Consider the following 11,459-nt stretch of genomic DNA (forward strand, 5'->3'; position numbering starts at 1 on the left):
GGGCGCCCGGTCGGCGGCGCTCGGCCGGATCGCGGACGCCGTCGAGGCGCACGCCCACGAGCTGGCCGCGCTGATCGTGCGCGAGGTCGGCAAGCCGCTGGCCGAGGCGCTCGGCGAGGTCGCCCGCACGGCGGCGATCTGGCGCTACTACGCGCAGGCGCCGTACGCGCCCTCCGGGGCGGTGCACGAGACCGCCGCCGGGCCCGGGCTGCTGCTCACCCGGCGCCGCCCGTACGGGGTGGCCGGGCTGATCGCGCCGTGGAACTTCCCGCTGGCGATCCCGACATGGAAGGCCGCGCCGGCCCTCGCCGTCGGCAACGCGGTGGTGCTCAAGCCGGCGCCCGAGGCGACGGCCTGCGCGCTGCGGCTGGCGGAGCTGGCCGGGCTGCCCGAGGACGTGTTCACGGTGCTGCCGGGTGGGGCGGAGGAGGGCGAGGCGCTGGTCGGCGCGGTGGACGTGGTCTCCTTCACCGGCTCGACCGGTGTCGGCCGGGCCGTGGTACGGGCCGCGACCGAGCGCGGGGTGCCGGTGCAGGCCGAACTCGGCGGGCTGAACGCCGCGCTGGTGCTGCCGGACGCCGACATCACGCAGGCCGCCGGGCACATCGCCGCGGCCATCGCCGGGTACGCCGGGCAGAAGTGCACCGCCACCAGCCGGGTGATCGCGGTCGGCGCCGCGTACGAGCCGCTGCGCGAGGCGCTGGTCAAGGCGCTGGCGGCGGTCGACGACGCGGTCTGCGGGCCGGTGATCAACGCCGCCGCCCGGGAGCGGCTGACCGGCGCCGTCTCCTCGGCCGTCGAGTCCGGGGCCGTCGTCCTGGCGGGCGGCGGGGTGCCCGAGCGGGCCGGCTGGTACGTCGAGCCGACCCTGCTCGCCGAGGTGCCGGCCGAACACCCGCTGGCGAGCGAGGAGTTCTTCGGCCCGATCGCGGTGCTGCACGCCGCGGCCGACCTGGACGAGGCCATCGCGCTCGCCAACGACACCCCGCACAGCCTCTCCACCTCGGTGCACACCCGCAGCCTGGACGTGGCGCTGGCCGCCGCCGACCGGCTGGACGCGGGCATGATCCGGGTCAACGCCCCGTCCAGCGGCGTCGACTTCCACCTGCCCTTCGGCGGGGCCAAGGGCGCCGGCCACGGCGACCGCGAACAGGGCCAGGCGGCCCTGGACTTCTACACCGTCAGCCGGACGGTCAGCGTGCTGCCGGCCGGAGGTGCCTGATGCACGTCCGTACCGTCGACTACCACACGGCCGGTGAGCCGTTCCGGATCGTGCTGGACGGCGTGCCCGCGATCCCCGGCGACAGCGTCGCCGAGCGCCGGGCGATCGTGATCGGCGCGGGCGGCACGGCCACCGCGCCCCGCCCGTCCGAGCTGGACACCGTCCGGCAGCTGCTCACCCGCGAGCCGCGCGGCCACGCCGGCATGTACGGCGGCTTCCTGGTGCCGCCGGACGACGACGAGGCGCACCTCGGCGTGCTGTTCTGGCACAAGGACGGCTACTCGACGGCCTGCGGGCACGGCACCATCGCGCTCGGCGCCTGGGCGGTCGACTCCGGACTGGTGGCGGCCCCCGAGGACGGCGTGGCCCGGGTGCGGATCGACGTGCCCTCCGGCCGGGTCACCGCGCTGGTGCACCGCTCCGGCGGCCGGACCACCGGGGTCACCTTCCGCAACGTGCCCAGCCGGGTGACCGCCCTGAAGCTGCCGGTGGAGACCTCGCGCGGCACCGTGGAGGTCGCGGTGGCGCACTCCGGCGCCTGCTACGCCTCGGTCCCGGCGGCGGCCCTCGGGCTCGCCGTGGAACCGGGGCAGCTGGCCGAACTCACCGCCGTGGGGCGTGAGATCAGGGCGGCGCTGGCCGGTGAGCCGGCCGTCGCGCACCCGACGGACGCCCGGCTGTCCGGGGTGTACGGGGTCATCCTGTACGACGAGCTGCCCTCGGCCGACGGGGTGCTGAACCAGCGGAACGTCACCGTCTTCGCGGACGGCCAGATCGACCGCTCGCCCTGCGGCTCCGGCACCTCCGCCCGGCTCGCCGTGCTCGCCGCCGAGGGCCGGCTGGCCGCGGGCGAGCCGCTGCGCCACGAGTCGATCATCGGCACGGTCTTCACCGGCCGGCTCCTCGCGGGCGGCGACGCGCTGGGCGAGGGCGTGGTCACCGAGGTGACCGGCACCGCACACCGCACCGGCGAGCACGGCTTCGTGCTGGAGCCGGGCGACGAGCTGGGGACGGGGTTCCTGCTGTGAGTCCAACCGCAACGCCCGGCGCGGCTGTTGTGCCGCTCCAGTACGCCGTGGCGGGCACCGGCGGGGTCGGGCCCGCCGGTGCGGTGGGGGCGATCGAGCGGGTGCTGCTGGACGGGTTCGACCCGGAAGCGGCACCCGCCCGGTCGGCCGTGCCGGTACCCGCCGGTGAGCTGCTGATGATGCCGGCCGCCGCCGGGCCGTACGCCGGCGTGAAGATCGCCGGGGTCGCGCCCGCCAACCCGGAGCAGGGCCTGCCCCGGATCACCGGCAGCTACCTGCTGCTGGACGGGCCCACCCTGCAACCGCTCGCCGTACTGGACGGCGCCGCGCTCACCGCGCTGCGCACGCCCGCCGTCACCGCGGCCGCGCTGCGGCGGCTGGCGGTGCCGGAGGCCGAGCACCTGGTGCTGTTCGGCTCCGGGCCGCAGGCGTACGGGCACCTGGACGCCCTGCTCGCCGTCCGGCCGCTGCGCCGGCTCACCGTGGTGGCGCGCAACGCCGAACGGGCGGAGACGCTGGCGGCGTACGGGCGGGAGCTCGGGCTGACGGCCGAGGTCGGTGAGCCGAAGGCGGTCCGCGAGGCGGACCTGGTGGTCTGCTGCACCACCGCGCGCACACCGCTGTTCGACGGCGCGCTGGTGCCCGCGCACGCGGCGGTGGCGGCGGTCGGCTCGCACGAGCCGGACGCGCGGGAGGTGGACGAGCTGCTGGTCCGGCGGGCCGAGCTGTACGTGGAGGCGCGCACGGTCGCGACCCGGGAGGCCGGGGACCTGCTGATGGCGGGCGTGGCCGGGCGGCAGCTGTGGAACCTCGCCGAGCTGGTGCGCGGCGACGCGCTGGTGCCGGACGGGCGGCCGCGGTTCTTCAAGAGCGTCGGGATGGCCTGGCAGGACCTGGCCGTCGCGGCGGAGGTGTACCGGCAGCAGTAGCCGCCCGGCCGCCGTCCCCGGCGCCGTCCACCCGCCGTCCCGGTGCTGCCCGGTCGTCGCTCAGTCGCCGTGGAAGGCGAGCCAACTGCCCGGGGTGGCAGCGCAGTTGGCGAGCAGGTTGCGCAGGTCGCGGACGGCCGCCCGCTGCTCCTCGGTGGCGCAGCGGGCGAGCAGGGCGGTGGCCTCCTCGAACGCGGCGCCCGCGTCCTGCTCGTTGAACAGGGTGTCGCCGTACGGGTCGATCCGGCCGAGCCGATGGCGGGCCGGATCGGTGTGCAGGGCCAGGGCGGTGGTGAGGGCCTCGCCGTGGCTCGAAAGGTGCAGCATCCCGGGGCTGGTGCGGCGGCCGTTGTTCGGGCGGCCGTCGTACAGCGCCATCTCGATGGACAAGTCCGTTACTCCTGGCCGTGGTCGGGGGTTGTGAAACCGGAGCCGGCGCAGCGGGAAGGGATCCCCCGCTGCGCCGGCTCCTCACGTTGTCCGGCGGCGGTCGGGCTCCGCGGGTCAGGCCCGGTGGTCGGCGTAGGCGGTGAGCAGGCGGGCCAGGTGCTTGCCGGCGACCAGCAGTGGCTGCTCGCTGCGGGCGAGCTGGGCGGCGAGCTCGGCGCCCTCCAGGGCGCTGATCACGGTGCCTGCCAGCTCAAGGGCGTCCTCCTCGTCGATGCCGGCGGCGAGCAGCCGTTCCGTCACGATGGCCCGCCAGTGGGCGAAGGCCTCGGCCACCGCCTCCTCGATCACCGGCACCCGGCCGACCGTCTCCAGGGCGGTGCTGGTGATCGGGCAGCCGTCCTGCCAGTCGGACTCGCGCAGTTCCTCGGCGAGCAGCCGGGTGCAGGCGGTCGTCGCGTCGCCCAGGTCCGGTGAGGAGCCGAACGCGGTGCGCAGCATGACGGCGAACTCCTCGTCCCCGTGCCGGATCGCTTCGGCGGCCAGCTCCTGCTTGCCGCCCGGGAAGAAGTGGTAGACGGAGCCGAGGGTGGCCTCGGCCTCGCGGGAGATCTGTTTGATCCCGGTGCCCTCGTACCCCTGGCGTTGCAGCAGCCGGGAGGTGGCCCGGACGATCCGCTCGCGGGTACCGGGCTTCGCCTCGGCTTTTGCGGAGGTCTTCTCGGGCGTCTTCACGGCGCGATCCTAGCCGAGATTCTGGGTAGAGCGTTCGTTCCAATCCTGTGTTAGCGTCAGCTCCGGCGCTCTGAATAGAGCGTTCGTTCCAGAGGAGGGGAAGACGCATGTCCGTTGAGCAGCAGTCGAAGCGATCCGTGACGGTGATCGGGCTCGGCCCGATGGGGCAGGCCATGGCCGGGGCGTACCTGGACGCCGGGTACGCGGTCACGGTGTGGAACCGCACGGCCGCGCGGGCCGACGAACTCGTCGCCCGGGGAGCGCAGGCGGCGCCCAGCGCGGAGGCGGCGGTGGCGGCGAACGAGCTGGTGGTGCTCAGCCTCACCGACTACGACGCGGTGTTCGAGGTGCTGGAATCGGTCGAGCCGGCACTGAAGGGGAAGGTGATCGTGAACCTCAGCTCGGACACCCCCGAGCGGGCCCGCGAAGCCGCCCGCCGGCTGGCCGACCGTGGTGCCGGGCACCTCACCGGTGGGGTGCAGGTGCCGCCGTCGGGCATCGGCAGCCCCGAGTCGTCCACCTTCTACAGCGGCCCGGTCGAGCTGTTCCGGCGACACCGGGCGGCCCTGGAGGTGCTCACCGGGGTCGACTACCGGGGCGACGACCCCGGGCTGGCGCAGCTGTACTACCAGATCCAGATGGACCTCTTCTGGTCCTCGATGGTCGGCTACCTGCACGCCACGGCGATCGCCGAGGCCAACGGCATCTCGGCGGAGGAGTTCCTGCCGTACCTGAGCTCGACCGCCGCCTCGATGCCCGGATTCCAGGCGTTCTACGCGCCGCGGATCGCGGCCGGGAACCACCGCGGGGATGTCGACCGGATGACGATGGCGCTGGCGAGCATCGAGCACGTCCGGCACACCGCGGAGGAATCCGGGGTGGACGGCGCCCTGCCGGCCGTCCTGGCGGAGGCGGTCCGGCGGGGCGTGGCGGCCGGTCGCGGCGCGGACAGTCTGAGCGTGTTGGTGGGCCGGTTCCGCCAGGCGTAGCCCTCCGTGGGGACCGGAAGATCGTGTGCCGTCGGCCGTTGTCACGGCCGACGGCCGCTGTCACCATGGCTTTCGGCGCCCCGGGGGCGGCGTGGCGCGTGCGGGAATCGGCGACTGTTGCGTACGCAACGTAACGTGACATTGTACGCTGGTGTTCTGCATCCACCCGGAGGAACACCATGGCCGACCTCAAATCCCGCACCCTGATCTCCGTACAGGAGCGGCTTCGCGACCAGGTCGCCCACGCGCTCCGGGCGGCCCTGATCTCCGGCGAACTTCGCCCCGGCGTGGTCTACTCCGCACCCGCGCTCGCCGCCGACTTCGGCGTCTCCGCGACCCCGGTCCGCGAGGCCATGCTCGACCTCGCCCGCGAGGGCCTGGTCGAGGCCGTCCGCAACAAGGGGTTCCGGGTCACCGAGCTCACCGACCGCGACCTCGACGACTACACCGAGATCCGCGCCCTGATCGAGGTCCCGACCGTCGGCCGGGTGGCCCGCACCGCCACCAAGGAACAGCTGGAGCGGCTGCGCCCGCAGGCCGAGGCGATCGTCGCGGCGGCCCGCAAGCACGACCTGATCGGCTACCTGGAGGCCGACCGCCAGTTCCACCTGGACCTGCTGGGGCTGGCCGGCAACGCGCGGCTGGTCGAGGTGGTCGGCGACCTGCGCAAGCGCTCGCGGCTGTACGGCCTCAACCGGCTCGACGAGCGCGGCGAGCTGGTCTCCTCCGCGCAGGAGCACCTGGAGCTGCTGGACCTGCTGCTCGCCGGCGACGCGGCGGCGGCCGAGGCCTGCATGACCCGCCACCTCAGCCACGTCCGCTCCCTCTGGGCCGACGACGAAAAGCCTGCCGAGCCGGAGCCCTCGGCCCTGCGCCTGCGGTCCCGGTAGGGGCCTGGCGGGAGCCAAACCACTCGTTCGGGTGAAGACTGATGCTCGGGCGCCGGGAGACGTCCGAGCTCTACGATGATGCTCTCGACATCGGCAGCCAGGAGGAAATCCATGTCCGCCGCAGCAGTGGAAGAGCCCATGGAGCAGCCGACGCTGCTCGAAGCCGCCGAGCTGATCTCCGAGCAGCTCCCCGGCTACCGGGTCGAGATCATCGGGAGCGAAATCACCGTGACGCCGCCGCCGAACATGAAGCACAGCCGATCGCTGACCAGGCTCATGCGCCTGCTGTTCGCCGCCGGTCTCGATGATGATGAAGCCGAGGTCTTCCAGAATGTGGGCATTTGGCTGCCGGGCGGCCCGTCCGACTTCGCGGTCCCCGATCTGGCGATCCTCGACGCATACAGCGACGATCGGTTGATTGAGCACAACTGCTATGACCCGGCGGCCTTCCGCCTTGTGTTGGAGGTAACCTCCTCCAATTTCGGCGATGACCTGAAGAAGAAGCCGGCCGCCTACGCCTCGGCAGGGGTGCCCGTCTACGTGATCGTGGACCGGACGAACCGGCGGGTCATGGTGCTGACCGACCCCAAGGACGGCGAATACCGGGTGCACGCCGTCCACCACCCGGGGCAGTCCTTCACCCTGCCGGAGTCGATCGGTGCGTCGGTGACGCTTTCGGTGGACGACGTGCTGACTGCCAAGAAGTAGGTCAGACCGCCGCCGCGGGCAGCGTCAGCTTCCCGTCGTGGACCTCGGCGATCTGGTCGACCGCCGTCAGGTGGGTGCGGTCGTGGGTGACCAGGACGGTGGCGGTGGCCCGGCGGTGGGTCAGGTCGGTGATCAGGTCGAGGACGGCGGCGCCGCGCTCGTGGTCGAGGGCGCTGGTGGGCTCGTCCACCAGCAGGACGGTGGGGTCGTTCATCAGGGCACGGGCGATGTTGACCCGCTGGCGCTGGCCGCCGGAGAGCTGGTGCGGGCGGCGGGCGGCCTGGTCGCGCAGTCCGACGGCGTCCAGGAGTTCCAGGGCGCGGGGGAGGGCGGTGCGCGGGGAGCGGCCGTCGAGGTGGGCCATCACCTGCAGCTGCTCCACGGCGGTGAGCGAGGGCAGCAGGTTGGCCTGCTGGAAGACGATGCCGATCCTGGTGCGGCGCAGTTCCGTGAGTTCCGACCGGCCGAGGCCCGTGGTGTCGGTGCCGTCGATGATCACCTGTCCGGAGTCCGGGGTGATCAGGGTGGCGGCCACCGCCAGCAGGCTGGACTTGCCGGAGCCGGAGGGGCCGACGACGGCGGTGAGCGAGCCCTTGGGGACGGTCAGCGAGACCTCGTCCAGGGCGGTGAGCCGGCCGTCGCCGTCCGGGTAGGTGAGGGTGATGCGGTCGAGGGTCAAGCTCATCGGGCGCTCCCCAGGGCGGTCAGCGGGTCGACGGAGGTGATCCGGCGGATGGACAGGGCCGCGCCGATCGCGCCGAGGGCGATCATGACGGCGGCGGGCAGGAGGACGGTCGGGGCGTCCAGGACGAAGGGCACGGCGGAGCCGATCAGCGAGCCGAAGCCGGCCGCGATCGCGGTCCCGACGAGGGTGCCGAGCACCAGCAGCAGGACGGCCTGGCCGAGGGCGTCGCGCAGCAGGTAGCGGGTGGAGGCGCCGAGGGCCTTGAGGACGGCGATGTCGCCGCTGCGCTGGATCGTCCAGACCGTGAAGAACGCGCCGATCACCAGGGCCGAGATGGCGAACAGGAAGCCGCGCATCAGCTGGAGGGAGCCGTTCTCCGAGGTGTAGGAGCCGATCGCGGCGAGCGCGTCGTCGCGCGTCCGGGTCTCGGTGCCGTGGCGGGCGTCGGCGGCGGCCAGGTCGGCGCCCTTCGCGGTGTCGAGGGCGATGACGGTGGCGTGGCCGGCGCCGCCGGGGGCGAACTGCTGCCAGTCGCCGAGGCTGGTCCAGATCACCGGGGTGTGGCTGTACGCGGCGTCGCCCTCGACGGCCGCGACCCGCAGCGGGTGCCCGGCCAGGGTGAACTCGGCGCCGGGGGCGAGGCCGCCCAGGTTCTCGGCGGCGGTCTTGGACAGCACCGCCTTGCCGGGGGCGATCCGGCTGCCCTGCGGGGCGAGCCCGGAGCCCTCGGGGACGCCGAAGGCGGAGAGTGCGGCGGTGCGCCGGCCGGCGGCGGCCTTGGTGGTGGTGATGCCCAGCGGCTGGGCGGAGGTGACGCCGGGCTCGCGGGCCCAGGCCTGCCACTGCTCCGGCGTGACCTGGGAGTCGGTGAAGGAGAGCTTCTGCCCGTCCGCCGGCTTGCCGAAGACCAGGTGGTCGGCGGGCAGGCCGGTGATCGCGGAGATGTTCTGCCGGCCGAGCCCGGCGGTCAGCCCGGACAGCAGGCCGACCAGTACGGTGATCAGCACGATGACGGTTCCCATCAGGGCGAACCGCCCCTTGGCGAACCTCAGGTCCCTCCAGGCGACGAACACGGTGGGCCTCTCTCTGCACGGGTGTTTTCCGACGCTTCCACCGTCGTCGATCCGGGGGCCCGGAGGCATCGAGCCGGGGATTGCATCCTGGGCATCAAAGGGAAGACGCCGAGTTCAACCTTTTGATTGATGCCGGACCAGCGGTGCGGTCTTAGGCTGGACGGATGGCGACCGAACGATCCAGAACCACCCCCGTCGCCCGCGTCCTCCAGGTCTGCCTGCACCTGCTCGTGGCGGGCCTGCTCGCGCTCGCCGTCGCCCGGGCCGTCTTCGTCGGCCACGGGGGCGATCCCGCCGCCGTGGCCGCCGCGGCCACCGCGATGGCCGCCGTCTACACCGTCGGGCCGCAGCTGGCCGCCGTGCGCCGATCACGCCGGGCGGCCGCGCTCTGGATGGCGCTGCTCGGCATCACCTGGGCGGGCGTGCTGATCGCCACCCAGGACGGGGTCTGGCTGGCGTTCCCGCTGTACTTCCTGGAACTGCACCTGCTGGGACGGCGCGCCGGGCTGGTCGCCGTCGGGCTGACCGCCGCCGCGTCGATCGCCGCGTGGTCCTGGCACCAGCACAGCTTCAGCTTCGCCGCCTCGATCGGGCCCGCGCTCGGCGCGGCCGTCGCCACCGCCACCGTGCTCGGCTACCAGGCGCTGTACCGGGAGAGCGAGGAGCGCCGCCGGTTGATCGACGAGCTGACCGCCGCCCGCGCCGACCTCGCCGCCGCGCACCACACGGCCGGGGTGCTGGCCGAGCGCGAGCGGCTGGCCCGGGAGATCCACGACACCCTCGCGCAGAGCCTCAGCTCCATCCAGCTGCTGCTGCGGGCGGCCCAGCGGGCCCTGCCGGAGCGCACCGAGGCCGCCGCGGGGTACGTCGAGCAGGCGCGGCAGGCCGCCCAGGACAACCTGGACGAGGCCCGGAGGTTCGTCCGGGCGCTCACGCCGCCCGCGCTGGACGGCGATCCGCTGCCGGTCGCGCTGGAGCGGCTGTGTGCCACGACGACGGCGCACGGCACGCTGCCCGTCCACCTGCACGTCTCCGGCGACCCGGTCCGGCTGTCGGCCGCGCAGGAGGTCGCGCTGCTGCGGATCGCGCAGTCGGCGCTCGGCAACACCATTCGGCACGCGGGGGCCTCGCGGGCCGAGGTGACACTCAGCTATATGGAGGGTGAGGTGGCACTGGACGTGTACGACGACGGGGCCGGGTTCGACCCGGCGGCGGTCGCCGGCCGCACCGGCGGGGACGGCGGGTTCGGGCTGCCCTCGATGCGGGCCCGGGCCCGGGCGCTCGGCGGCAGCTTCACGGTGGAGTCGGCGCCGGGGGAGGGGACGACGGTGGCGGTGCAGCTGCCGGTCACCCCGGAGGCCGGCTCGTGATCCGGCTGCTCATCGCGGACGACCACCCGGTGGTGCGGGCCGGGCTGCGGGCGGTGCTGGAGTGCGAGCCGGACTTCGCCATCGTGGCGGAGGCGGCCACCGCCGAGCGGGCCGTCGAGCTGGCCGCGGAGCCGGGCGTGGACGTGGTGCTGATGGACCTCCAGTTCGGGCCGGGGTCGGCGATGAACGGGGCGCAGGCCACCGCGGCGATCACCGCCCGGTCGGGCGCGCCGCGGGTGCTGGTGGTCACCACGTACGACACCGACGCGGACACCCTGCCGGCCCTGGAGGCGGGCGCCACCGGCTACCTGCTGAAGGACGCGCCACCGGAGGAGCTGGCCCAGGCCGTACGGGCGGCCGCGGCGGGGCGCAGCGCGCTGGCGCCGAGCGTGGCGGACCGGCTGCTGGAGCGGATGCGGACGCCGGCGGCGGCGCTCAGCGCCCGGGAGACCGAGGTGCTGGGGCTGGTCGCGGACGGGCTGACCAACCAGCAGGTCAGCCAGCGGCTGCACCTGAGCCAGGCCACGGTGAAGTCCCATCTGGTGCACATCTACACCAAGTTGGGGGTGGACTCGCGGACGGCGGCGGTGCGCGAGGCGCGGCGGCAGGGGCTGATCCGCTGAGCGTAGGGTGGGGAGCGGTCCGTACCCGCAGCAGTGTCCCCGTGCCCGCAGTGTGAGGAGACCCGATGGCCGTCCGACTCGACGAACTCGTCGTACCGGTGATCGGCGCCCCGATGGCGGGCGGGCCCTCGACGCCCGAGCTGGTGGCGGCGGTGAACCGGGCGGGCGGGCTGGGCTTCCTGGCCGCCGGGATGAAGACCGCCGCCGGGATGTCCGAACAGATCGCCGCGGTGCGGAAGGCGACCGACCGGCCGTACGGGGTGAACCTCTTCGTGCCGGGCCCGCCCGGGGACCGGGCGGCCGTCGCGGCGTACCGGGAGCGGCTGCGGCCGGAGGCCGAACGGTGGGGCGTGACGCTGCCGGAGGAGATCGGGCCGGACCGGGACGACTGGGAGGCCAAGCTCGCGGCCCTGCTCGCGGACCCGGTGCCGGTGGTGTCGTACACCTTCGGGCTGCCGACGGCCGAGGAGGCGGCGGCGCTGCGGGCGGTCGGCACGACGCAGGTCGGCACCGTGACCACGCCGGAGGAGGCGCGGGCGGCGGAGGCGGTCGGGATGGACGCGCTGTGCGTGCAGGGCCCGGAGGCGGGCGGCCACCGCGGCACCCACCGGGTGGCGGACGAACCGGGGGAGCTGCCGCTGCTCGAACTGCTGCCCGCCGTACGGGAGGTGACGGCGCTGCCGCTGGTCGCCGCGGGCGGGCTCGGTGACGGTGCGGCCGTCGCGGCGGCGCTGCGGGCGGGGGCGGCGGCGGTGCAGCTGGGTACGGCGCTGCTGCGGTCGGACGAGTCCGGCGCCTCGCCCGCCCACCGGGCGGCGCT

13 protein-coding genes are annotated in these 11,459 nt (G+C 74.3%); 9 read left to right on the top strand and 4 right to left on the bottom strand.

Annotated elements, in window-relative coordinates; translation table 11 throughout:
• From KS423_RS25700 to KS423_RS25710, 3 genes are all read left to right on the top strand, one after another.
• The coding region (locus KS423_RS25700) for an aldehyde dehydrogenase (protein ID WP_224282140.1) at nt 1-1,222 on the top strand (1,222 nt) is incomplete at its 5' end.
• Nucleotides 1,222-2,250 carry a proline racemase family protein gene (locus KS423_RS25705; RefSeq protein ID WP_224282141.1) on the top strand — a complete coding sequence of 343 codons (1,029 nt, stop codon included), beginning with the start codon at nt 1,222-1,224 and terminating at the stop codon, nt 2,248-2,250. The genes KS423_RS25700 and KS423_RS25705, both read left to right, overlap by 1 nt.
• Complete coding sequence (locus KS423_RS25710) at nt 2,247-3,179, top strand: ornithine cyclodeaminase family protein (protein ID WP_224282142.1); 933 nt, start codon at nt 2,247-2,249, stop codon at nt 3,177-3,179. The genes KS423_RS25705 and KS423_RS25710 overlap by 4 nt, the downstream gene beginning before the upstream one ends.
• 60 nt (nt 3,180-3,239) lie before the next feature.
• Here the strand turns inward: KS423_RS25710 and KS423_RS25715 are convergent, their stop codons facing one another.
• On the bottom strand, nt 3,240-3,569 hold the full coding sequence (locus tag KS423_RS25715; protein ID WP_224282143.1) for a hypothetical protein: 330 nt from the start codon (nt 3,567-3,569) through the stop codon (nt 3,240-3,242).
• Between the two features lie 114 nt (nt 3,570-3,683).
• Nucleotides 3,684-4,301 (bottom strand): TetR/AcrR family transcriptional regulator, encoded by a 618-nt coding sequence (locus KS423_RS25720; RefSeq protein ID WP_224282144.1) that lies wholly within the window; start codon nt 4,299-4,301, stop codon nt 3,684-3,686.
• Between the two features lie 107 nt (nt 4,302-4,408).
• Between KS423_RS25720 and KS423_RS25725 the strand changes: the two genes are divergently transcribed.
• From KS423_RS25725 to KS423_RS25735, 3 genes are all read left to right on the top strand, one after another.
• Complete coding sequence (locus KS423_RS25725; protein WP_224282145.1) at nt 4,409-5,290, top strand: NAD(P)-dependent oxidoreductase; 882 nt, start codon at nt 4,409-4,411, stop codon at nt 5,288-5,290.
• Nucleotides 5,291-5,469: 179 nt separating this feature from the next.
• Entirely contained in the window at nt 5,470-6,180 is a 711-nt protein-coding gene (locus KS423_RS25730; protein ID WP_224282146.1) for a GntR family transcriptional regulator, read from the top strand.
• Nucleotides 6,181-6,291: 111 nt separating this feature from the next.
• Nucleotides 6,292-6,888: a Uma2 family endonuclease gene (locus KS423_RS25735; protein ID WP_224282147.1), complete on the top strand. Its 597-nt coding sequence runs from the start codon at nt 6,292-6,294 to the stop codon at nt 6,886-6,888.
• Between the two features lies 1 nt (nt 6,889).
• Here KS423_RS25735 and KS423_RS25740 read toward each other — a convergent pair whose 3' ends face one another.
• Both KS423_RS25740 and KS423_RS25745 read right to left on the bottom strand, forming a co-directional pair.
• Entirely contained in the window at nt 6,890-7,573 is a 684-nt protein-coding gene (locus tag KS423_RS25740) for an ABC transporter ATP-binding protein (protein ID WP_224282148.1), read from the bottom strand.
• On the bottom strand, nt 7,570-8,646 hold the full coding sequence (locus tag KS423_RS25745; RefSeq protein ID WP_224282149.1) for an ABC transporter permease: 1,077 nt from the start codon (nt 8,644-8,646) through the stop codon (nt 7,570-7,572). The genes KS423_RS25740 and KS423_RS25745 overlap by 4 nt, the downstream gene beginning before the upstream one ends.
• A 164-nt stretch (nt 8,647-8,810) precedes the next feature.
• On the opposite strand from KS423_RS25745, the gene KS423_RS25750 reads away from it, so the two are divergent.
• From KS423_RS25750 to KS423_RS25760, 3 genes are all read left to right on the top strand, one after another.
• Nucleotides 8,811-10,016: a sensor histidine kinase gene (locus KS423_RS25750; RefSeq protein ID WP_224282150.1), complete on the top strand. Its 1,206-nt coding sequence runs from the start codon at nt 8,811-8,813 to the stop codon at nt 10,014-10,016.
• Nucleotides 10,013-10,639 (top strand): response regulator transcription factor, encoded by a 627-nt coding sequence (locus tag KS423_RS25755; RefSeq protein WP_224282151.1) that lies wholly within the window; start codon nt 10,013-10,015, stop codon nt 10,637-10,639. The genes KS423_RS25750 and KS423_RS25755 overlap by 4 nt, the downstream gene beginning before the upstream one ends.
• 65 nt (nt 10,640-10,704) lie before the next feature.
• Nucleotides 10,705-11,459 (top strand): nitronate monooxygenase (locus KS423_RS25760; protein WP_224282152.1); only part of this gene is annotated, 755 nt, incomplete at its 3' end.

The organism is Streptomyces sp. LS1784, assembly GCF_020103755.1.
Lineage (GTDB): Bacteria > Actinomycetota > Actinomycetes > Streptomycetales > Streptomycetaceae > Kitasatospora.

Excerpts from the sequence above, each read along its gene's own strand:
- KS423_RS25730 (WP_224282146.1), top strand. The coding sequence starts at position 5,470 with ATGGCCGACCTCAAATCCCGCACCCTGATCTCCGTACAGGAGCGGCTT.
- KS423_RS25750 (WP_224282150.1), top strand. The coding sequence starts at position 8,811 with ATGGCGACCGAACGATCCAGAACCACCCCCGTCGCCCGCGTCCTCCAG.
- KS423_RS25725 (WP_224282145.1), top strand. The coding sequence starts at position 4,409 with ATGTCCGTTGAGCAGCAGTCGAAGCGATCCGTGACGGTGATCGGGCTC.
- KS423_RS25735 (WP_224282147.1), top strand. The coding sequence starts at position 6,292 with ATGTCCGCCGCAGCAGTGGAAGAGCCCATGGAGCAGCCGACGCTGCTC.
- KS423_RS25705 (WP_224282141.1), top strand. The coding sequence starts at position 1,222 with ATGCACGTCCGTACCGTCGACTACCACACGGCCGGTGAGCCGTTCCGG.
- KS423_RS25740 (WP_224282148.1), bottom strand. The coding sequence starts at position 7,573 with ATGAGCTTGACCCTCGACCGCATCACCCTCACCTACCCGGACGGCGAC.